The following is a 22,818-nucleotide window of genomic DNA, read 5'->3' as shown; positions in this document are numbered from 1 at the left end:
TGCAGTGCGTCTCTTTTTGCCCAAAGCTTCTCGCTTAGAATTTTTAAAGAACTCCTCCCTGTTTTCTTCTTATAAACATCATAAGTAACCATTTAAAGTGACTTGTGGTCACGTATAAGAAAGTTTATTTATCACTCTTGCTAAATTGGATCTTTCCTTTTCCCCCTCTAAGAATTCTAGTCTATATTGGAACGTACCCGACTTTATTTCGTGCATCCAAACCACCGAGCCATATAGTTTAATGGTTTCGCCAAATAAATTTGTTTCAAATTCCATTATAATGTCCGGATGAACAGCTAATCTTATATCCGATAAAAACTGAAGCCCCTCTAAACCAATATTCTCAATTAACACATTAGTCTTCCCCAGATCAACTTTTTTGCCATTGATTTGAACCAGTGTCATAGCGGCAAACAAAGGAAAATCGAGTTTGATCCCAATAAATTTATCTCTATCACTTAATTTATTGACATCTTCACCCTGACTCTTTTGTGAAATTTCAAATTTCCCTTTTTGTAATAGTTGAGCAAACTTATCAGCCGGAACAGGCTTTGAAAAATAATAACCTTGAATCATTTCACAATTGTAACTCTGAAGGATTTGGAGCTGTTCCTGCGTTTCGACCCCTTCCGCCACAACTTTCATCTGAAGATGCTGGGCTAACTCAATAATGGTTTTCGTTATAAAGTTAGAGTTGTCAGCATCTTCTCTATTTAAGTCTTTTATAAAGGAACGATCAATTTTTAATGTATCAATTCTTCCTTTAAATCGCTTTAGATAGGAAAGAGAGGAATAACCTGTTCCAAAATCATCTAAAGATACACGGACACCAATATTTTTGAGCTTATCTAATGTGGATATCACCGCTTTCTCATTTTCTAATACAGATGTCTCTGTTATCTCAACATCTAAGTACTTGGGATCAAGCTTGGTTTCTTCTAAGGCCTTTATAATATTATCCGCTAGATTATTTTCCATAAATCGTATGGCCGAAAGGTTAATAGATATAGGGATGGCCGGCAATCCTGCACGTTGCCATGCTTTATTTTGAGCACAGGCAGTGAATTTGACCCATCTTTCTATTTCTGTGATTAGGCCCGTTTCTTCTGCCAGAGGAATAAAGTCTCCGGGGGATACCAATCCCCAGTCCGGATGATTCCATCTAATTAAGGCTTCAGCACCTATTATTTGAAAGGTATGGGCACATACCTTTGGCTGATAATAAAATTCGAATTGATTCAGTTCCAGGGCGTGTCGAAGCCCCATCTCTAAATTGAAAGTTTTGTAGGTTTGAATGTTCATAGAAGGTGAATAGATATAATAGGTGTTTTTTCCGCTTTCCTTCGATTTGTAAAGGGCTGAGTCTGCATTTTTCATTAAAGTAAGGGCATCCTGGCCAACATTTGGATAAATGCTTATTCCAATGCTTGTCGTAATGAAAAGTTTATAGCCTTCAATGAAAAATGGATCGGTTAACGCTTCAATGATCGTTTTAGCAAGCTTAGTAACCTGATCCTCACTTGTAATGTCGGGTACTATAACGGAAAACTCGTCCCCTCCTAAACGAGCAAGTATCGTTTTTTCACCCAGGCAGATTTTCAACCTTTTTGAAATTTGCTGTAACAGCTTATCCCCTCTAAAATGGCCGAGCGTATCATTTATATACTTAAATCGATCCAAATCCAAATACATCACAGCCAGCTTTTGCTGGAGCACGTTGCTTATAATTAAATGTTCTTCTAATTTTTCCTGAAAGAATCTTCTATTTGGCAGTTCTGTTAAGGAATCATGGTAAGCCAAATATTTGTTTAATTCCTCTGCTTTCTTTCTTTCTGTTACATCTTGCAGCGTTCCAATAATGGTTGATTTATTATGAGAACAAATCTCCTTTGAGTGTGCCTCTACATCAATAATGGAGCCTTCTTTGTTTATAATTCTAAAAGAATGATCTAAACCTACATCTCCCTCAGTTAATTGATTTGCTACACTTACCAATTCAGCTTGATCATCAGGATGGACATAATCTAGAAAAATTATTGGGCTTGTTGAAGCTTCAGTTCCCAACAAACTATGTAAACGTGGATTACCATATATTAATTTTCCTTCTTGAATGATATAAACGCCAATAAAAGTATCTTCCACCAAACTTTTGAATTTGAGCTCTGTATCTACTAATTTATTTGCCGTTTTTTTTTCCTCTGTAATATCCTTTGCTATTCCGACAACGCCTATTAATTCTCCTTTAAAATTTGCTGGAATTAGCGTCAAGTCTATATGAAGAAGTTCTTTATTTTTATGAACAAAAAGAGTGTCAAATTGTTGGACGTCTCCGTTGCAAACCTTATAAAGTCTCTTTTTATATAAGGAGATTTGACTCTCTTCTAGAAATTGTTCTGTGGGATTTGATAGGATTTCTTCTTTTCTGTAACCAAAGATGTCGAAGAATCCTTCATTCACTTTTTCGATGTTTCCTTCTGTATTCAAAAAAAATACAGTATCCGGATTGTGTTCAAATATAGCGCCATAAAATAAATCTAATTCTTCCGGTTCTGTATGATTTAGTTGAGAATTCTTCTTTTTATTATTTAAGTCCATATATCATACTCCTTTTCTCAACCGATCAGTCTACTCTCCGTTGAGTTAATACTACGTTTTTATTTGATTCCAGTTTTACAAACATTTATCTTTAAAGACTCAGTCGTCTCTAAAGTATATAATTAGAAATTATTCTATACTTTTCTGTAATAATACCGAATGCATTCCTGAAAGCTTCTTGAATTTATCTTCTATAAAGTAGAGCAATCAATGATTGATTGCTCTATTTATTTTCTTTCATTTTTATCACTACTAGAAGATAATACAACCCTCCTCCCCCTCTATCATCTTCTACCATTTACTATGTAAGTTTTATTAAAGATTATATTTAATATAATTTATATTTATAAGGTTACCACTGAAATTATTTTCCACTTACTTACTCAGTTACCCGATTTATTCTATTTAGAAACTTTTTGTTCAAGACGTTTTAAATCTATAACAGCAAATGAATTATTATAATTGTATGTTTTTGCTAATATTCAGTCACTAGGCAAAAATTATAAGATTATTTTTATTTGAATTTTACATATAATGCAATAAAAACTGATTTTCTTTGAGTTGGTAAAAAACCATTTATATTAACAAAAAGAAACAGTCCAATTTAAATAAGAATTGGACTGTTAGTTAGTTGTTCATTAAGTTATCGTACACGAAAACCGAACCCGTTAGACAAAACAGTAAGGGTTTTTATATCGTTGCTTCTTACTCCTTTTCGCCAACGACAGTAAACCTTTCGTTTATGTGTTGCGGATTTTCAATTTCATCTAAAACTGCAATTGCGTAATCTGAATAACTTATATAGCTCTCACCTTTTGAATTAACTAAAAGATTATCTCCTCCAGAACGATAAGATCCGGTTCTTTTTCCTTCGGCATCAAATACAGCAGAAGGACTAATAAATGTCCAGGTAACATTAGGTGTTTCCTGTAATTCTTGCAAGTTACGCCCTTGCCCTTTAGCCGTTGGGAGAACTATATCCGGAAAATCAGGTGTATCCATTACCTTAACAGTTTTGTTTTCATCTACATAAAGACTTCCGGCTCCACCTACAATAATTGCTCTTGTATTTGTTCCTTTCAGTGCCTCAATTAAAGCATGTCCAGCATCAACGTGTGCCTGCTCTTCTCCGAGAGGAGCACCGAACGCATTAACTATTACGTCAAACTTTTTTATATCATCTGATGTGAGGTCAAATATAGATTTTTCAATGGCCGCAATATCTTCATCTTTAAGTTTGGACACATCTCTTATAATAGCTGTCACTTCATGTCCTCGACTAATTGCCTCTTTTAAAATAAGATTTCCCGCTTTTCCACTTGCACCAATAATTCCAATTTTCATGTTATAGTCTCCTATCAATAATTGTTTCTCTGAGAACCAAAAACGATTATTTGTGACTGCATTTATTAAACCTTGTTGATTTGTCAATGCCGTTAGTTGTGTAGCTGTTTATATTTAAAAGAATGACTTTTTCCTATTAGTAAAGGTCCCTTAAGAGTTTTTCAGAGCCCTTTATTTCCAGCTGGTATTCAGTTAATCTTTCTTTGTAAAGTTGATTTTATCGTAGTATTTTTAATGCTCCGCTCCAAGCAACCACTTCTTCTAGCATCGTGTTTACATTATTGAGATGTAATTCTTGTGGTTTAAACTCCGTTCCATTTTCAAAATCTGTAAATAGAGATAGTGTTGGATGTGTGCGAACATCCGCCACTTTTTGTTCTGCAAGAATTCCACGTAAATGTTCAGCTGCACGAGCTCCTCCAGTTGAACCGTAACTTACGATACCAGCTGCCTTGTTATACCACGCTTCACGGGCAAAATCGATAGCGTTCTTTAATGCACCTGTAATACTATGATTGTACTCTTGAACAATGAAGACGAATCCATCAAGGCTTGCAAGTTTTTCATTCCATGCCGAGATTCCTGGTTCTGTTCCATCGGTTGTTCCTAAAAACGGAAGATTAAAGTCAGCAATATCGACAATTTCATAATTGGCATCTCCACGTTTATCCGCAATTCCTTTAACCCATTCTCCTACTTGTGGACTTACTCGTCCTTGACGAGTGCTGCCTAAGATAATTCCAATGTTTAATTTTTCAGCTGTCATGGTTGCTTCCTCCTTAGTTTGTTTCCCAAATAGTTTGTCTAAAAAGCCCATTCTTCACACCACCTGTTCGTTTTTCGCCTTACTTGTTTCTCTCCGAACGATTGGAGCTACCTCCGTCGCTAATAATTCAATTCCTTCCGTTATTTTCTTAAACGGAACTCCACCTATATCGATCTGTGCCATAAAACGCTGATGTCCAAAGAGTTCGTATTGTTGAAGGATTTTCTCCGCAATCTGTTGAGGACTTCCTACAAACAACGCAGTATTCGGACCTGTCATTTGTTCAAAATCAGATTTTGATATTCTGCCACTTGTCATGCCTCGCTGACGGTTTACATAAGACCAGTAATTTGAGTAATAAGGATAAAATTCATCCTTCGCTTGTTGGGTTGTCTTTGAAATATAACCATGACCCGTTACGCCTACCTTAAGTTTTTCAAGATCATGTCCAGCTTCACTACCAGTTTTACGGTATAGGTCAATCAACGGTTTAAATCGTATAGGTTCCCCGCCAAGTATAACCAAAGCCATCCCGACACCTAACCTGCCAGCACGAGCTGCACTTTCTGGAGAACCCCCTACACCAACCCAAATAGGTATCTGGCCTTGTAAAGGCCGTGGGGCAATTTCAGCATTTCTTAACGGAGAGCGAAAGCGGCCGTTCCATGAAACTCTCTCATTTTCGTTAAGTTTTAAAAATAACTCGATATTTTCGGAGAACAGGGCATCGTAGTCATGTAAGTCGTAACCAAAAAGAGGAAATGATTCCACAAATGCCCCACGACCTGCAATGATTTCAGCACGGCCATCTGAAACCAAATCCAAAGTAGCATAGTCTTCAAACAGCCGAACAGGGTCAACCGTGCTTAATACAGTAGTTGCACTTGTTAACTTAATTCTTTTTGTGATTTGAGCAATCGCTGCCAAAACCACAGGAACGGCTGAAGTGGCATAGTCTAAACGGTGATGTTCACCAACCCCAAATACATCAAGCCCAGCTTCATCGGCGAGTTGAGCAGCCTCCATAATTTCCTTTATTCTTTGACCTGCACTAATCGGTTTACTCGTAAGAGGGTCTGAACCCATATCTCCAAGTGTATAGAGACCAATTTCTATGCCTGTATTTTTATATTCTTCACCTTTTTGCATGACAGTAAATTCCTCCAGCTTAAACTTTCAAGATAATTCGAATACCTGAAGGGTCAGAAGTAACGTAAGAGCCATTTTCTTGAGTAACAGATGCACCAATACTCTTTAACTGCTCAATCATATTATTTCTCTTTTCTTCATTTGCGAGCATTAACGTAAATGATTCCAGCCCAACACTATTAGGAGTTGGTGTAGGTGCACCTACACCATTCCATGTATTTAAACCAATATGGTGATGGTATTTGCCGTCCGAAATGAAAAGTGCCTGATTGCCATATCGGTTTACAACTTTAAATCCTAGTCCTTTTACATAAAATTCTTCCGTCTTTTTTAATTCGGAAACATGTAAATGAATATGACCCATAACAGTACCAGCAGGGAGACCTTTCCATGATTGTTTTTTCCCGCTAGAGAGCAGGTCTGGAAAGTTCAACGGATCAACCGCCATTTCCACTTCACCATTTTGCCAATCCCATTCAGAAGGGTCGCGATCTATATAGATTTCAATTCCGTTTCCATCTGGATCAGATAAATAAAGAGCTTCACTCACAAGATGATCTGAAGAACCAAATCGTAATCCAATTTCTAAAAAATGTTGCACTATATTAGCTAAATCAGAACGTTTAGGAAGAAGAAGTGCATAGTGATATAAGCCAGTAGTCCTTTCTTGCTTTGGAACAATATTATTTGGTTGTTCGATTGATAATAAAACAGTTTCCCCATCCGCCGTAAGGTTTGCGGAATGTTCAGTTTGTTCCAATATCTTAAATCCAATAACCTCTTTATAAAAAGCTAACGAACGTTGTAAGTTTTGTACCTTCAAATTTACTTGACCTACGAATGTTATCGGTTCGCGATGAAAATTCATTTTAGTTTCCTCCTTATAATTAAGCTTTCTCTGACCGAAACCATACGTTATCTAACGCTAAAAAAGATTTGTTTGTTGTAGCAAGGTATATTGAAATTACGAATAAAGCTAAGTCAAGTTCATATCCTGCCATTTGACCATTTCCAAGGAATCCGGCAGCAAGCTTTACTTTAACGATAGCAACAGCTAAAACAATGGAAAATAGAATGGCAATTATTCTTGTGCCTATACCCAGAACTACAGCGATACCGCCAATTAATTCAATTAGCGCTACCATATAAGCTGTAACCCCTGGAAGGCCTAAGCTTTCAAAAAATCCAACAGTATTTTCAATGCCTCCTTGGAATTTTGCTAACCCATGAATAAAGAAGGTTGCACCTAAAAATACTCTTAAAATTGTGGTTACAATTTCATTTTTTCTTAACATTTACGTAACGCTCCTTCGTTATTAATTTTTACTAATAAATCATCATCCATACAATCTGTTAGTTAGTTACATTATGTAAGTAAGTTTATTATTATTATAAAGTTAAGTCAAGTAAGTTTATTGTAAAAAATAATTTCATTACTTATAAATTTGTTTATAATATCAGTAAGGAGTTGATTTAATTGGATAAGTTGATTTGTCCAAAATTTGAAAAAGCCATGGGGTTATTAAGCCAAAGATGGACTGGGTTGATTCTATATCAGCTTTTATCTGGTCCTCAGCGTTTTTGCACGATTGAATCTTCAGTAGGTGTCAGTGGCAGAGTGCTTTCAGAAAGATTAAAGGATTTGGAGAACGAAGGGATAATTAAACGAGAGGTGTTTCCAGAAACTCCAGTTCGAATTGAGTATTCGCTAACTGATAAAGGTTTAGCATTAGAGCCGCTAATGAAAGAGTTAGAAAAATGGTCCCAAAACTGGCTGGAAGCATAATGGTGATACAAGAGGTTCTATAAAGAAGAGATACAAAGGATTCTTTATTATGAAAAATAACAATAAAGTTATTTAATTTTAAAAGCTCAAACAAGTATAACCCCGTTCAAAATTTAGGACGGGGTTAAAAATATAGTTGTTTAATTTTTGATGTAAGTTACTTCGCTATACTAAAGGGTATAACAATAAAGTCGATTAAAGATCTAAGTTTTATTCAACAATCTCGTCCGACATCAGCTCATATATCTTACGAGCGGTGTTGACATTTCTTACCGTAACTTGTTTGTATATCTTTGAGCCAATGATCTTTGTCTTTCCACTTTTCGTTACATTCTTCTTGTCAACCGACCATAGAATCGCGCCGGGCACATATTTCACCGTGTCAATATCTGGTTTAATGACCAGATTCTCAAGTACAGATTCATCATCAATTTCATCCCACAAAAACATGACATCACTTGTCATGTTTTTATCATTTTTCCATGTATCAGGAATAGCGTCAATGATTCCTCTGACATCATCGACACTACGAACCATTACTTTAATTTGTAATCGGAAATCATTATATATCGCTCCTTCCAAAGCACGTGCTAGTTCAGTTTTTGATAGGCTATCGGATGAAAAAATAATATTGCCTGTATTGATATATGTCACCACATCATTCATCCCGACTTGCTCAAACGTTTGTTTAAGCTGCTTCATGTCAATTTTATTTTTTCCACCCACGTTAATCCCTCGAAGAAGAGCAATATAAATCATAACCATCCTCCTCTCAACTTTTTATATAAATCCATTATATCTTTTTATTAAAGGAGTCAACAATCTACTATAAAACAAGCGAAAATCCCCCTTCTCATGCGCACAAAACCAGATAGTATTATTGCCGTGGTTGAGACAGGACTTAGTTCGAACAACCTGTATACAGCGAAGCAAATCTTAAAAAATTGGGAATTGATCTCACCGAAAGAACAAATTACTGTCGGAATTGGAAAAACAACAACTGATCTTCATCAACCAGTTGAGAGTGCTAAACAGGCTGAACAAGCGGCCCATTTTTCAAGTGCGTTTCGTCCACTCTTCAGAAATCATTTACTTGCTTAAGGTGCCGACGGATTCGTTTGTCCAATTCAAGACCATACTGATGAATCCAGCGCATGATCGTTGTATGAGAAATGGATAAACGCCATTCTTCCATCATGTCCACCAAATCGCGAAAGCTTAGAGTATATCGCAGGTACCACTCACTGTAAGAAGGATAATCTCAGGTTGATACTTTTCCCATTTGAATAAATTTTAGTTTTTCATACTGACCATTCTCTTTTTCAGAATGATAGTATCAGTATGCCCGGATTGGGGAGTAAATAAGAAAAATCCATTTTGAAAAAAGATTAATCAAAATGGATTCTTATCTAGCAGATTTAAGTTTCGGTTTTATAAAAGAAGTTTGATCATTTTTGTGGTTCTTCCTCCATTAAAGCTCCCTTTTCTTTGATGCTAAAGTTTTTGATTGATTTAGACAAAATTACAAAGATAATGTTTTTCATGTTCAGCATATCGCAAGTAAACCGGCGTTAGGCTTCTTTCTTGGAGCCCATCCCTCTTTTCAAAACCAGTATTTACACAACACCTCTTTCCAAGCTACTAAAATTCAAAAAAGCAGCATTTCCCCAAAGAAGGAGAAATTGGCTGCTTTTTTATAGCTTATATCCTAACTTGACTCTAAATCATACAGATCAGGTAACTTTATTTACATGGTTCACTGTATCCCGGTTATTTTTGTATTTAAAACTTATCGCAAATAAGATTCCAAGAACGATGGTATAGGCTGCAAAAACTAACCAGATATTCTGCCAGTCTTTTACGCCGTCAACCGTTAAATAATCCACTATTTTCCCACTAATTACAGCTCCTAAATAAGCCCCTAGTCCGTTCACCATTGTCATGAATAAGCCCTGTGCACTCCCGCGAATTCGGTGATCCACTTCTTTATCTACAAACATCGATCCAGAAATATTAAAGAAGTCAAACGCTGCACCGTACGCTATCATGGATAATAGTAACAAGATGAACCCTAATCCATTTGGGTCTCCAAAAGCTAATAAACCAAATCGCACTGTCCAAGCCGCCATACTTAAAAGCATGACTGTTTTAATCCCAAATTTACGCAAGAAAAATGGTATGGCAAGAATAAAGACTACTTCTGAAAATTGTCCAATTGATAATAAAATCGCTGGATATTTCACAGCAAGACTGTCTTTATAGTCAGGATTTAGCGCAAAATCATGAAGGAATGGGTCAGCAAATGCCAAGTTAATTTGCAGTGCAGCACCTATCAGCATTGCAAACACGAAAAAGATGGCCATTTTCTTTTGTTTAAATAGGACAAAAGCGTCGAGTCCTAAATGGCTTACCAACGACTTGTCCTTCTTAACATTTGATGTTGGACAATCAGGCAGTACAAATGAAAAGAGTGCTAGTAAAATGGCAGCCCCTGCAGCAATGTATAACTGGATATTGCTTAACTCAAATCCACCAAGACTAATGATCCACATGGCAAGAATAAAACTAACGGTTCCATATACACGAACGGATGGGAATTCTTTCGTCGTATCGAGTCCTTCTTTTTCTAAACCAATATAGGAAATGGTATAAGATAATGAAATCGTCGGTATGAAAACCATAGCGTTAAAAAACATCACCCAAAACATAACGGTTGGGTCCGAAGTTTGTGCGGCTATAAATAAGCAAATCGCACCAAGAAAATGACAAATTCCATACAATCTATTCGCTTTCATCCATCGGTCAGCGATAACCCCTATAAGACTCGGCATTATAAGAGAAGCAAGTCCAGATGAGCCATAAACCGCTCCAACTTGTGAGCCAGAAAATTGTAATGTATTGATCATATACGAGCCAAGTGTAACTAACCAACATCCCCAAATGAAAAACTGGAGAAAGATCATAATTTTAAGTCGCTGTTTAATCGTCATTGTTTCCCTCCTTTAAGTTGTTAGTGTTTAAGCTGTATTTTTCTAGTCATTAAGCTTTTTTAGCTAATTCAGTCATATAATCAAAGAAAGCATCGCGATTCACATCATAAACGACATTTACAGGTCGTCCATCAGCGCTTTCAACTGTACGGCCTTGGCTTGGACCGTCTGTGTGTACGATGCTGTTAATGGTTTGTACTTTCACAAGATCATGATTGCCAACAAACGCGGTTGTTAATACATCCCACAAATAGTAGGTAGAGTTTGTTGAAAAGTGAACAAGTGGTGGTACCATCGCATAACATTGTCCAAGAAAATCAACACCCAGATATTTGCGTTCTTTAGCCCAACGCTCACGTACATCTAAAGTTAGCGGTACTTGGTTTGTACTTTCAAGCGCCACTAAATCAATTTCTATGCTGCTATCCCATACACGAGCGGCTGCTTCAGGATCCCAAAACACGTTCCATTCCGCTGTTCCATCATGTTCAGGTTCATGTACGTTTCCTGCTTCACGGAATGTACCACCCATCCAAACAAGTCTTTTAATTTTCTCTTCAATTTCAGGAGCTTCATCCAATGCACGAGCAAGATCAGTAAGCGGGCCTGTAAATAATAACGTTGTTTTTTCTTCAGTTGCTAAAACCGTATCTATTAAATGAAGATGTGCTGGTTTATCAGCCACTGGTGTTACAACTCTTCCAGATTCATTTAAAATCGGGAGGGCATCAACATAAAACGCATGCATACGCCAATCTTTTGGAAAAGGGTTTTTTGCGCGTGAATTCGACTCAGCTACGTCAAGGCCGCCGTTTCCAAAGCGGTCAATAATTTTTCGGCTCGCAAACATTGCTGGTTCTAAATAACAATCTGCTGGAATGACTGAAACACCAGTGAGCTCAACCGCGTCCATTTTTAGTAATAAAAATAGCGAAACAAGATCATCAACTCCGCCATCATGATTAAAATAAATTTTCTCTTTCATTATTTTCTCGATCCCTTCATGGTGAGTTTTTATAAATTGCTTGGGATTCACCTAACTGTTTTCTTGTTGGAACACTCGAATAACGTCGCACTTTATTCCGTGCTAATATCTACCAAAATTTTCCTATAGCGTTTCCTCCCATGATAGCTTATACACATCTTAAAATATAAAAATGCTCCGATAGCTACCGGAGCATTGACTAGGGCATGTATAAATACAAAAGCAAAAATTGATCGCTTCTTCCATTTACACTTACCGCGTAGTCAAGCCCTTTACGGCGGCTTGGTAGAAACTATTGGGCCATATCCCCAATTTTATACGACAGCATACGACATTATTCTACATTTAATTCGGAATTATAATAACAATAATTCAGGGTTCCGTCAACCAAATCACGAATATTTTACATTAATTACTAATTTTTCATTCGTTTTTTTTGGAGCGTTTACAATGTTAGGTCCCTAAACTGCTTTTACACTTTTACAATGTGGGGACTGGCCCAAATCCCTCAGCTGCTATGTTCGGCAAAATATAACATTGGAATTGTTGGAATTTGGCCCGTTGTGAAGGTTTTGATTTAACCCATGATTCAAACCAAGGTGGACATTCACTAATATTTCAGAAAGTGAAATTCTACTCTATTCATTTAGGTAAAAAGAAAACCCGGCTTCATTCTTCAATAAAAAATGAGCTGTCTAAACAGCTCACAGTTCTTCAACTTTTATAACCCGTTACCTCGTAAGTGCTTAACAAACCATCTTTATAAATATTCTTACTCCTCCTGTCTCCTCAACAATCTGGCTTAATAACAAAAAGACACGCTTCTATATGCGCATCTCGATTTCGATTTCGATTTCGATTTCGATTAAGTTTAATTTGTATAGCTTTCAAAAATATTTACTATAAAAATCATGTCTCAATCGAACTTTGTTTTAAATGATCTATCTTTTTTATAAATCTACAACTGTCATACCAGCTGACTTTTCCTGGTTTATTATATTGGTAAACAAAGTCAATTCTGTTTGCTGTTTCATTATATAACCCTATAACTTTCAGTCTCTACTGAACAAGTTGTATAAAGTGCCCCTTTGAGCTGATGAGCAAGTTTATAAAAGCCGTTTCTCTTTTTCGATGAGAGATTCCTTTATATACACACTTGTTCACCATGGTAACATCGCAAACCATGATTATACCTACTTTCAGCTATTATTAATATAGTTTTACTCGTCTTGTGTAGCTATACGATCCCCCAAGACAACTCTTATGTACTGAATCTCCCCTCCCCTGATTTTTGATTGTTGGAGTGCTTGAAAAATGCCAATTGGATTGGAAATTCATCTGTCCCTGAATCAATGCGATAGTTCCTAAAATGATATGGGAGTCAAGCGGAAAGAACAAGTAAAGGACTTAAAGAGGTACGGTTATGTTCTGCTTACCCTAAACTGAATATCAGACAAGCTTAAATAAAGATTAATAAGCTAAAAAGTGCGGAGAGTATGAGGCTATGCTCAAAACTGCAGCTATCTTAACTAAGCTGCTTGCTGAAAGAAATGTAAAACCCATCATTGCGGGAGGTCTTTTAGTTTCGATCTACACTCAAAATGATTACACCACCAGGGATATTGATATGGTATCAGATGGGTACGAAACGATAGCGAATATTCTCGGCCAGCTAGATTTCAAAAAAGACGGTAGGCTTTAAGTTGCTAGCAAGCAATTTCGATTCTTTAAACAAACAATATCTTTTCGGACACTGTCAAACACAGAAAGAAGTAAATGAGTTAGAAGATTGGTTCACGTTTATTGCTGAACAGTCTTAAGACATCCATTGAAAGGAAGAAAAACAGTCTTTAATCCCTGTTTTTCTTCTTTTTCATTTACGGCTGAAGAAGTTTGATCTTCTGATCCTTGATGAATTAATATATCAAGCTTGATCGAAATAGACTCTTATCCAGCTGATTTAAATGCCGGTTCTACAAAAAAAGCTTGCTCATTTTCTGCTCGTATTGCCCAACAATTGCGCCCGATTGTTGAAGACCATCCTTATTAGAGATACCCCCACTGCTTTAAGCGTAACAACAAGAACTTATATCAAAACACGCCATTTTCATTGGGAGAGTTCTCGGGTATAGGCTGACCCACATCCCAAAGTTCGACGATGAGGTCATTATGAAAGCGGAAGATATGGACCACAACTCCCCCGAGGTCATCTTGCTTTTGCTTTACATGAGAGTGAACCGCAACAGTATCCCCCTCTTCGATAACACGTTTTACTTCAAAAGTTTTGTGAGGATTCTTGGCGGCATTCTCTTCCATTGCGAGCATAAGAGTGTCAGCATCTCCACGGAAAAAAGGGTTATGATGGCGGAAATCCGGACCAATGTATCTGCTGTATGCTTCACGCACTTCCCCCGATGCAACTAGTTGCAAAAACGACACCGCCTTCTCTTTTAGAGAATTCTTCATTGTAAACCATCCTTCCCTTAAAGGATTACCTTGTTATGTAATGAATCAAACTAGCTTTTTTAAGCTCCCTGCTTCTATTTTGCACAAAACTAATAGTTACATTATATATCCGCTTTGTAATATTACACTAACTTAAATGGTGTTTGTTTGTATAACTAGTAATTAAATTGATCTCCCTCTATAAAAGAAGGAATACCTCTTATTAAAGAGATATGGTCGATAGTTAAAAAATGAAACAAAAGCCTTTCTCCAGGTGGGATTTGTTCTCAGATTCAAATTTGATTGGATGCCCTATTAATGATAGAAGAAGTCTTTTGCTCCATTTCAGTCTGTCGGTCGTCTTCGGAACGGTCATTTTAAGTTTACTGTTTCATCAACTGTTATCATCACTCCATGGCATTTTTCTAACATTACTTTTAATGATTCAGCTGTTCTGTTAGCGTTATAAGCACATACAGAAACAATCCCTTTTTCCTTTACTATTTTCTCCACTTCTTGTTCATATTCAGCTATATTATCGTGAATTTCTTTATCGTCTCCCCATTCTACAAGCCCCCAGGTACTAACCGAAGCACCTTTTTCTAAGAATGGTTCAATTTTTTTCGTGAAATAATCGACAACGGTATGAGGATGAAAATTTCCGCTAAAGTAGTAAAAATCATAATTGTTAATAACATGCAGGTGGGTCAATTCTTCCTTGTTTAATTCCTTTTGCAGCTTTTTGTTAATCAAAAGAATATGCCTGTCATTTTCAACAAGTACAACATGGTTGCCATTCTTTATTTCAGTAACCACAAATGAAACTACATTGTCAATGTACGTTGTTTCATTTATGTAAAAGTAACAAATATGTCCTCCATTTCCTTCTTTCAATTCTACAATCACTTCCATGATTGAACGGTTCATGCTTCCCCTAGCTCCTCAAGATAAAGTATTGTGTATAATAACAGTTCTTTACTATTAAATACCACACGTTCCAACGTTATCCTGCTTTATAAATGCAAAGGACCGTTTTAATTCTCCCATCTCATAAGAAACATTTTTAAATTAGCATTTCTAGATAATAAAATATTTTCCTCAATGATTATTGTTTTTTAAATTTGACTCATAAGCTGCTTTCTTATAACCGTCAAAAGAATTAATTTTCCAATAGTCTTCGTATAACATTTTATAGCTGAACACCACATTTGGCTTTGTATTATCCTCGTAATAACTCTTCCTTCCAACCGGATCATCGCCGGATAAATCCAAATAATAAATATCTTCATCGCTCAAATCGTTTATCATTGTCCCTTTTTCTGCATTTGTCTCACTCAAATACCCTTGAAAACTTTCCCGTTTGAATTTGTCAAAATCAAATTCGCCTTTCTCTATATAAGAAACTTTTACACCGCTAAATTCTACGTCAGGGTATTTTTGTTCATATACATTTTCGATTTCTTTTATCAGTTTGTAATCGCTTTTAAGCTCTTCATCAATGTTAATGGAATCTTTCATTATAGCGATACCTATATAATTTCTCGCACCGGTTGATGTGTAAGCAACACCCCATATCCCATCTGGGAATAAACCATAAACATAATCATTCAGGAGATTGTCCGGTTTATGTTTCTCTAGTAATTTATGTACCTCAGACCTTCCTTTGTATGTATAAAAGTAATCTTCCGCATTGTCTTCAATCTTTCCGTCTGTACCTAATTTTACTTGCAGGGCATAGCTTGGATCATTTTTATCGTAAAAGAACCCAAATATATCATCACTCATATGCCCTTTAAACATATAGGTATCTACAATATTCAGATCATACTTTTCATTTATGTGTTTCAACATAACTTTTTGTTCTTCTTTCAACTTATCTTCCATTGCCACTAATTTTTTATATTCATCCTTACTGCTATTATTGATGCAACCAGATAGAAACAAGGTTAATACAGACGCCAAGAATCCTAGTGTAATTTTCTTATTCATAAATCCCCCTCCCAATTTACACTATAACAGCAACTTCATCCTTCCTTAAAATATAATAGCGAAACTATATGTTAATACAATTGTATCTTCTCTTTTATACAGATTCCTCCCTTTCATTTGGTTTAAATGCGTGCGCAGACTATATACTGTTCTGTCTAGGTTTATAAACTTCATCTTTTAAAAAGGCGCCAAAATTTATATTTTGGCGCAAAGCTTATAGAGAAGCAAACTTCCCGCAAGGCAAAAGTGCATTCTTTTTAAACAAGTGTAGTATCACAACGGTGCCTGCCGAAACTTTTGGGGTCCTACCAACAAACCATGGAAAACACATGCAAAGCAAATTCCTAATGGAGATACATGGGATACCTATTTCGGAAAGAAATACTCTCATGGCACAATGTTCCGCCGTGCAGTAGAGGAAAAGATTGTAGATCCTTCAAAATCTATTCAAATTGGCATGAGAGGGAGCTTATATGCCAGTAATGATATTAAGGATGCCGAGGAGCTTGGTTACCAAGTCATCCCTACTCAAAAGTTGAGAACCATGTCCGTGAAAGAAATAGGAGAAGCAATCAAACAAAGAGTTGGAGACAACCCTGTTTTCGTTACATTCGATATAGATTTTCTTGATCCTGTATTCGCCCCCGGTACTGGCACACCAGAAATTGGTGGGTTTACAACTTTTGAGGCACAACAATTTGTTAGAGAATTAAAAGGTCTGAACATAAAAGGATTTGACGTAGTAGAAGTTCTTCCGGACCGCGACCCCGCGAAGGTAACTTGTTTGGCAGCAGCAAATATGTGCTATGAATTTGTTTCACTCGTTGCATGGAATAAAAAGCACTCTTCTAAAATAGAAGATGAAAAATTTAGCGACATGGTGGAATCATAATGGATCCAATCACCTTTGGTGTTTTGTTCTATATAAAAAGAGTATTTTAGCGATAAAAAAAGAAAGGGGAAATGGGAATGTCATCTCTTGATTTAATTATTATCCTTTTTTATTTCGCAATGCTCATCGGAGTTGGAGTATATAGCTCGAAAAAAATCGACAATGAGGCTGATTATTTAGTGGCAGGGAAAAGATTGGGATATGGCCTATATATACCCGCCATGACAGCAGTTGTGCTAGGAGGCGCCTCCACTTTTGGAAGCACTAAACTGGGGTACCAATATGGAATTTCCGGCTTATGGCTAGTTGGAATGATCGGCTTAGGGATATTAGGAATGGGAATATTCTTTTCAAAAAAACTCAGCAAACTCTCGATCTTTAGTGTAAGTGAACTGCTTGGGAATCGATTTGGTAACAGCAGTCGGTATATAAGCGGAATAATTATGGCCGTCTATGACATTATGGTAGCCGTAACTGCTGTTGTAGCCATTGGGGTCATGTTTACTGCTTTGTTTGGCTGGAACAGTGCTACAGCCGTTCTAGTGGGTGGGCTTATTGTTGTGTTTTACACGATGATCGGCGGCATGTGGGCCGTTACCTTAACAGACGTTATTCAATTTTGGATTATGTTTGTCGGTCTCATAGGAGTTTTACTTCCGTTGGGAATTTATCATGCAGGTGGAATCACAGAATTAACCAATCAGGTCACTCCAGAGTTTTTAAGTATAACGAATATTGGCGGAAAAGCAATCTTTGCCTATTTTCTTCTATATTTTTTCGGCATGATGATCGGCCAAGATATTTGGCAACGGGCATTTACAGCGAAAAATGAAAAAATTCTAAGAAAAGGAACGATCTATGCAGGTATTCTTTGTATTATCTACGGAATTGCCGGTGCAGTAATTGGTATGGTCGCAAGTGTAGTAGTTCCTGGCCTTTCTGACCCTCAACAAGCTCTTCCACAATTGGTTATAGCCATTCTTCCAACTGGTTTAATCGGATTATTGGTAGCAGCAGTATCCTCTGCGGTTATGTCAACAGCTTCGGGAACTATCATGGCGTCCTCCACCATCATTGTTAATGACTTTATTCTTTTTAAAAGCAAGAAAAAACGAACAGAAAAACAAAAAATCAATTTAACACGTATGGTTACCTTTTTAGTAGGATGTATAGCTATTTTCATTGCCTTGGTTCTTCAGGATATCATCGTGGCACTGGACGTAGCATACGCACTTCTTTCCGGAAGCATCTTTATTCCAGTGATTGCAGCGCTTTTTTGGAAGAAAGTTTCTGCAAGGGTCACATTAATCTCGATGGCAATCAGCGCTATCGTGATCGTTAGTGATTTAATAATCGAGGGCGTCTCTTCTTTAAATGCCATTATCTGGGGGATCGCGGCCAGCGCTATCGTTATGGGAGTAGGAACACTCTTTGAAAGAAAAAAGACGATCGTAACCGAGGGTTTAAATAAAGAACTTTAAGGAGCGACAAACTCTTTATTTCTGTTGTATCCTTCAATTAAAGGTTGATTAAATTAACTTAATAAACTTTGATAAAAGAACAAATAGAAAAAGTGTGTTTTGAAAGAAGATTGATCAAAACACACTTTCTCTGTATTCAATTGAATCATTCTTTTATAAAAAGGTTGATGATTTTTGTGATCCCTATGCCATTAAAGCGCCCTATTGTTGAAGATTAATATTTTACATATTCATGATATAGACTGATTTTTTATATAAAGTGCTGTTTATGAATGACTTGAGACGTAGAACCATCATTAGGTGATCCTGCTTCGTTTTACCTCTCAATATATTCAAATAGAAACGATTGTCCATCACGGTAAAAACGTGGATCATATAACCCCAGCCTCTTCCCATCATCCACTAAAACAACAAAAGGTGACCATTCATAGAGTGTTTTTGCTTCAGGACGTTGAGAGAATAAATAGTCAAGATCCGCATCTTTATTAGAAAATAAAACATATTGTTCTTTTTCTTCCTGAAACAGATTATCCTGAAAAATAGTCACGGTATCATCTTGCTTAACAATGACTGAATATGTCCAAGGGACAAAATGAGCAGAAAGAGCGACCTGGTCATATTTTTCATCATATTGGTTATAAATGAGCAATCCTTGAGCACTTTGAATAATAAGATGAAGACTCATAAATGCCCAAGCCATTTTGAAGTAGTAAGGCGACTTTTGTTTGTTTTTTTTCGATAAAATAAAAGCAATCCCCATGATGACCCAGAATACAAAATCAATAATAGGGATGGTTCCGAAGGTAATTCGATTATTTAAAAAAGGTTCCAAATAACCTGTCCCCCAAGCATTAAACAGATCACTAGTATCATGAATAAACACAGCCAACCATCCAAGTAAAAATAGCTTTTTATCTTTTATTTTGAAAATAACAGCGCAAATCAAAAAGAATAAGGCTGCCCATAGTGGGGTTAGGAAAATAGAATGCGCAATACCTCTATGCCACATCTGGTATTGCCCTGAAGTATCCCACAAACGAGAAATAACATCTATATCGGGAATTAAACTTGCCCCTACCGTTGTCACTAAATAAGCACGTTTATGATTTTTATCCAAATTTCTTTTATCCACTGCTCCGTACAATGTTAGTCCGAATAAGGTATGAGTAATTGAATCCAAGCTACTACCTCCAATAGGTTACTTTTTCTTGTATAGATGGATTGTACTATAAACAGTCAGATAGGAGATGGAAAAAATATCTTTTATCCTTATTTCAGGATTGTGCCTGTTTGTGGGATATTATTAAACTACAAGCAGTTTACCAGGCAGTAAGGATTCTTGTGTCACCATTATTCATTGGTACAATATAGGGGTAACCCGGAAAGACAATCATTGTCTTTCCGGGTTTTTGTGATTCCTCATTTCTCCTATAACACGCTAAGTTTTTCGTCCCGTATATCACTAATAAACATATGGCCAGGAGCATGAGTAATCATCAATGAAGGTTTACTTTGCAGGGCAACAGCTTGAGGGGTCACACCACAAGCCCAAAACACAGGAATTTCTCCTTCTTTGATTGTTACCGCATCGCCAAAATCAGGTTTTGTAATATCAGTAATCCCAATTTGACTTGGGTCACCGATATGAATAGGTGATCCGTGTACAGAAGGGAAACGGCTAGTAATCTGGATTGCTCGAATCGCCTCTTGATGCGGCATCGGACGCATGCTTACAACGGTAGGGCCCTCAAATACCCCTGCTTTTTCACATGGAATATTCGTCTTATACATCGGAACGTTGCAATTCTCCTCAATATGTCGAATAGATATGCCACTTTCAATGAGCGGGGTTTCAAACGTGAAACTGCAGTCTAGCAAGAACCCGACCATGTCGTCTTCCCAATATTCAGTAATATCTGTTGCCTCTTCTGTAAAAACACCGTCTTTATAAATGCGGTATTTAGGAATGTCCTTACGAATATCTGCGTCTTTAGCAATCTTGCTCGGATGGAATGAACCAGGTTCCGTTACATCTAATAAGGGACAAGGTTTCGGGTTCCGCTGACAGAACAGCAAAAAATCAAACGCATATTCTTTTTTCAAAATTACTAAATTCGCTTGCGTGAATCCTTTTGACATTCCAGCAGTTGGTCCCGTAATTTCTTGTTTTCGAATGAGCTCCCTTATTTCATTCGGAGCCATATATTCATAGTTAGTCATGGACAGACCCTTCCTTCCCTATTATTTGAACAGCAATGGTATTTGCTCAATGAGTGTCATGATTCCTAAATATCCCATAACGATGACGACGAATCCACCTGCAACCGTTAACCATAGTGGATGTTTATACTCGCCAACAATCTCCTTCTTATAAGCAGCTACTAACAACGTGCCTAACGCAATTGGCAGAATAAGAGCATTCAAGGCTCCCACTAATAGTAAAACCTTTACAGGCTGTCCGACTAAGGCAAACGTGATAGTTGAAACTAAAATAAATAAAATAATGATCCAATTATAATACTTTTCGATTGCTGGGCTAAATGAACGAATAAATGAAACAGATGTATACGCAGCCCCAACGACAGACGTAATAGCAGCAGCCCACATAATCACACCAAACATTCGATAACCAATATCGCCAGCAGCAAGTTGAAACACTGAAGCTGGAGGGTTGTCCGGATCAATGGCAAGCCCTTGAGATACAACTCCGAGTACAGCTAAGAATAACGCTATACGCATGACGCCGGTAACGGCAATACCTGTTACAGAACTCTTCGTCACGTGAGGTAACGAGTCAATCCCCTTGATCCCCGCATCTAATAAGCGGTGCCCGCCGGCGAAGGTAATGTAGCCTCCCACTGTTCCGCCAACAAGTGTAACGATAGCAAATATACTAATTTCTTCAGGAACGAACGTATTAGCGATGGCCTCTCCGACGGGCGGCGACGTTGAAAATGCCACATACAACATTAAGATAATCATAACAAAGCCGGCGATTTGAGCTGCTTTGTCCATTGCTTTACCCGCTTCTTTGAATACAAAAATAAAAATAGCAAATGCGGCACTAACAATTGCTCCAGTAATAGGTTCAACGCCAAGCATCGCATTTAGTCCAAGACCCGCTCCTGCAATATTCCCAATATTAAATGCAAGACCACCTATTACGATAATGATTGCCAACACTACCCCTAATCCAGGCAGCACTTTGTTCGCGATCTCCTGGCCACGCAGCCCTGATACAGCAATAATTCTCCAAACATTGATTTGGGCAAAGACATCTAAAATCAATGAAATTAAAATAACAAATGCAAAGCTTGCGGCCAATTGCTGAGTAAATACTGTCGTTTGCGTCAAAAACCCCGGTCCAATTGATGAGGTTGCCATTAAAAAAGCAGCACCAAGCAGGACGCTTCTGCTCACTTTCTTTTTAGCTGTACTTGTTTCCTTTTTTGGTCCCGTCATATAGTTTCTCCCTTCTAGCTGTTCATGGATGTAATCGTAATCTGATTTTTCTGTAGTGTTTCTTTAATATATTTCGCAAAAGCAAGAGCGTGTTCCCCATCTCCGTGGATACAAACCGTATCCGCTTTCAAAGATACTTCTATATTTTGCTGAGAAGTGACTTTGCCTTCGGTTACCATTTTTATCACTTGCAAGACAGATTGTTCTTCATCTGTTATTAGAGCATCCGGCTGCGAACGCGAAGTTAACGTACCGTCTGATTGATAGGTGCGATCAGCGAATACTTCATGTGCTGTGCGTAAACCAATCTTTTCTCCTGCTTTCGTTAACTCACTCCCAGCTAGCCCAAATAAAACTAGTGATGGTGAAACGTTGTAGACCGCTTGAGCAATAGCTTCCGCGAGCGCAGGGTCTTTTGCTGCCATATTATATAACGCTCCATGTGGTTTCACATGTTGCATCGTTTCATTGCATGTGGATAAGAATCCTTGAAGAGCACCAAGTTGATAGACAACCATATCGTATGCTTCTTGTGGTGTAATCTTCATCTCACGGCGTCCAAAACCATTTAAATCAGGTAAGCCGGGATGAGCACCAATTTTTACGCCATTTTCAATAGCAAGCTTGACCGTTTCCCTCATCACACTAGGATCACCTGCATGAAAACCACACGCAATATTCGCTGATGATACATATTTCAATATTTCTTGTTGCTCACTGAGTCTATATCGTCCAAAACTCTCCCCTAAATCGCAATTCAAATCTACTTTAAACATCCATTTCCCCTCCAAATCATTTCACTCATCCCCCCTATTTCGGGGTAAGCGCTTGCAAGATAAATTACGCGTTGTTCCGAAATTAGGAACACTAGTTTTGAAATGCAAATTCATTTTAGCATAAAAAAAAATGTCTGAATAGACACTATTGCAAATTG

Annotated in this window: 21 protein-coding genes, 1 pseudogene and 1 riboswitch; of the genes and pseudogenes, 5 read left to right on the top strand and 17 right to left on the bottom strand. The window is 37.3% G+C overall.

Annotation, left to right across the window (positions count from 1 at the left end; genetic code table 11):
* Positions 1–108: 108 nt before the first annotated feature.
* From A8F95_RS19290 to A8F95_RS19265, 6 genes are all read right to left on the bottom strand, one after another.
* On the bottom strand, positions 109–2,595 hold the full coding sequence (locus A8F95_RS19290; protein WP_065412030.1) for a sensor domain-containing protein: 2,487 nt from the start codon (positions 2,593–2,595) through the stop codon (positions 109–111).
* 705 nt (positions 2,596–3,300) lie between these two features.
* Positions 3,301–3,939 (bottom strand): NAD(P)-dependent oxidoreductase, encoded by a 639-nt coding sequence (locus tag A8F95_RS19285; protein ID WP_065412029.1) that lies wholly within the window; start codon positions 3,937–3,939, stop codon positions 3,301–3,303.
* A 217-nt stretch (positions 3,940–4,156) separates the two neighbouring features.
* Complete coding sequence (locus A8F95_RS19280; RefSeq protein ID WP_065412028.1) at positions 4,157–4,756, bottom strand: NADPH-dependent FMN reductase; 600 nt, start codon at positions 4,754–4,756, stop codon at positions 4,157–4,159.
* Between the two features lie 3 nt (positions 4,757–4,759).
* Positions 4,760–5,854 (bottom strand): LLM class flavin-dependent oxidoreductase, encoded by a 1,095-nt coding sequence (locus tag A8F95_RS19275; RefSeq protein ID WP_065412027.1) that lies wholly within the window; start codon positions 5,852–5,854, stop codon positions 4,760–4,762.
* 19 nt (positions 5,855–5,873) lie between these two features.
* Positions 5,874–6,722, bottom strand: coding sequence for a VOC family protein (locus tag A8F95_RS19270; protein ID WP_065412026.1), 849 nt, complete (start codon positions 6,720–6,722; stop codon positions 5,874–5,876).
* A 19-nt stretch (positions 6,723–6,741) separates the two neighbouring features.
* Positions 6,742–7,149 carry a DoxX family protein gene (locus tag A8F95_RS19265; protein WP_065412025.1) on the bottom strand — a complete coding sequence of 136 codons (408 nt, stop codon included), beginning with the start codon at positions 7,147–7,149 and terminating at the stop codon, positions 6,742–6,744.
* Positions 7,150–7,331: 182 nt separating this feature from the next.
* Between A8F95_RS19265 and A8F95_RS19260 the strand changes: the two genes are divergently transcribed.
* Positions 7,332–7,640: a winged helix-turn-helix transcriptional regulator gene (locus A8F95_RS19260; protein ID WP_065412024.1), complete on the top strand. Its 309-nt coding sequence runs from the start codon at positions 7,332–7,334 to the stop codon at positions 7,638–7,640.
* A gap of 210 nt (positions 7,641–7,850) precedes the next feature.
* On the opposite strand, the gene A8F95_RS19255 is transcribed toward A8F95_RS19260, so the two are convergent.
* On the bottom strand, positions 7,851–8,399 hold the full coding sequence (locus A8F95_RS19255; RefSeq protein ID WP_065412023.1) for a DUF1697 domain-containing protein: 549 nt from the start codon (positions 8,397–8,399) through the stop codon (positions 7,851–7,853).
* 69 nt (positions 8,400–8,468) lie between these two features.
* Between A8F95_RS19255 and A8F95_RS19250 the strand changes: the two genes are divergently transcribed.
* Complete coding sequence (locus A8F95_RS19250; protein ID WP_342669970.1) at positions 8,469–8,741, top strand: hypothetical protein; 273 nt, start codon at positions 8,469–8,471, stop codon at positions 8,739–8,741.
* Here A8F95_RS19250 and A8F95_RS21820 read toward each other — a convergent pair.
* The 3 genes and pseudogenes from A8F95_RS21820 to A8F95_RS19240 form a co-directional block, all read right to left on the bottom strand.
* Positions 8,722–8,900 (bottom strand): annotated as a pseudogene (locus tag A8F95_RS21820) (IS6 family transposase); the annotation flags it as partial. The gene A8F95_RS19250 and the pseudogene A8F95_RS21820 sit on opposite strands and share 20 nt — an antisense overlap.
* Before the next feature lie 473 nt (positions 8,901–9,373).
* Positions 9,374–10,630, bottom strand: coding sequence for a nucleoside permease (locus A8F95_RS19245; RefSeq protein WP_065412021.1), 1,257 nt, complete (start codon positions 10,628–10,630; stop codon positions 9,374–9,376).
* Positions 10,631–10,679: 49 nt separating this feature from the next.
* On the bottom strand, positions 10,680–11,615 hold the full coding sequence (locus A8F95_RS19240; protein WP_065412020.1) for a nucleoside hydrolase: 936 nt from the start codon (positions 11,613–11,615) through the stop codon (positions 10,680–10,682).
* Positions 11,616–11,855: 240 nt separating this feature from the next.
* Positions 11,856–11,957: riboswitch (purine riboswitch) on the bottom strand.
* Positions 11,958–13,119: 1,162 nt separating this feature from the next.
* Between A8F95_RS19240 and A8F95_RS19235 the strand changes: the two genes are divergently transcribed.
* Positions 13,120–13,317, top strand: a complete 198-nt coding sequence (locus tag A8F95_RS19235; RefSeq protein WP_065412019.1) for a hypothetical protein — start codon at positions 13,120–13,122, stop codon at positions 13,315–13,317.
* 389 nt (positions 13,318–13,706) lie between these two features.
* On the opposite strand, the gene A8F95_RS19230 is transcribed toward A8F95_RS19235, so the two are convergent.
* From A8F95_RS19230 to A8F95_RS19220, 3 genes are all read right to left on the bottom strand, one after another.
* A complete protein-coding gene (locus A8F95_RS19230; RefSeq protein ID WP_065412018.1) occupies positions 13,707–14,081 on the bottom strand; it encodes a nuclear transport factor 2 family protein in 375 nt (124 codons plus the stop codon).
* A 351-nt stretch (positions 14,082–14,432) separates the two neighbouring features.
* Positions 14,433–14,987, bottom strand: coding sequence for an MEDS domain-containing protein (locus tag A8F95_RS19225; protein ID WP_065412017.1), 555 nt, complete (start codon positions 14,985–14,987; stop codon positions 14,433–14,435).
* A gap of 171 nt (positions 14,988–15,158) precedes the next feature.
* Positions 15,159–16,049, bottom strand: a complete 891-nt coding sequence (locus A8F95_RS19220) for a hypothetical protein (protein WP_065412016.1) — start codon at positions 16,047–16,049, stop codon at positions 15,159–15,161.
* Positions 16,050–16,389: 340 nt separating this feature from the next.
* On the opposite strand from A8F95_RS19220, the gene A8F95_RS19215 reads away from it, so the two are divergent.
* Complete coding sequence (locus A8F95_RS19215; protein ID WP_281181797.1) at positions 16,390–16,941, top strand: arginase family protein; 552 nt, start codon at positions 16,390–16,392, stop codon at positions 16,939–16,941.
* Positions 16,942–17,018: 77 nt separating this feature from the next.
* Positions 17,019–18,422 (top strand): sodium:solute symporter family transporter, encoded by a 1,404-nt coding sequence (locus A8F95_RS19210; RefSeq protein ID WP_065412015.1) that lies wholly within the window; start codon positions 17,019–17,021, stop codon positions 18,420–18,422.
* A 316-nt stretch (positions 18,423–18,738) separates the two neighbouring features.
* Here the strand turns inward: A8F95_RS19210 and A8F95_RS19205 are convergent, their stop codons facing one another.
* The 4 genes from A8F95_RS19205 to A8F95_RS19190 all read right to left on the bottom strand — a co-directional run bounded on the left by A8F95_RS19205 (position 18,739) and on the right by A8F95_RS19190 (position 22,660).
* Positions 18,739–19,602 carry a metal-dependent hydrolase gene (locus tag A8F95_RS19205; RefSeq protein ID WP_065412014.1) on the bottom strand — a complete coding sequence of 288 codons (864 nt, stop codon included), beginning with the start codon at positions 19,600–19,602 and terminating at the stop codon, positions 18,739–18,741.
* 248 nt (positions 19,603–19,850) lie between these two features.
* Complete coding sequence (locus tag A8F95_RS19200; RefSeq protein WP_065412013.1) at positions 19,851–20,642, bottom strand: putative hydro-lyase; 792 nt, start codon at positions 20,640–20,642, stop codon at positions 19,851–19,853.
* Positions 20,643–20,663: 21 nt separating this feature from the next.
* On the bottom strand, positions 20,664–21,884 hold the full coding sequence (locus A8F95_RS19195; RefSeq protein WP_065412012.1) for an NRAMP family divalent metal transporter: 1,221 nt from the start codon (positions 21,882–21,884) through the stop codon (positions 20,664–20,666).
* Positions 21,885–21,898: 14 nt separating this feature from the next.
* Entirely contained in the window at positions 21,899–22,660 is a 762-nt protein-coding gene (locus A8F95_RS19190; RefSeq protein WP_065412011.1) for a LamB/YcsF family protein, read from the bottom strand.
* Positions 22,661–22,818 lie beyond the last annotated feature (158 nt).

Source organism: Pseudobacillus wudalianchiensis (assembly GCF_001685015.1).
GTDB classification, from domain to species: Bacteria; Bacillota; Bacilli; order Bacillales; family Domibacillaceae; genus Pseudobacillus; species Pseudobacillus wudalianchiensis.
Note: the sequence above shows the minus strand (reverse complement) of the source record. Positions and strands in the feature narration are given on the sequence as shown.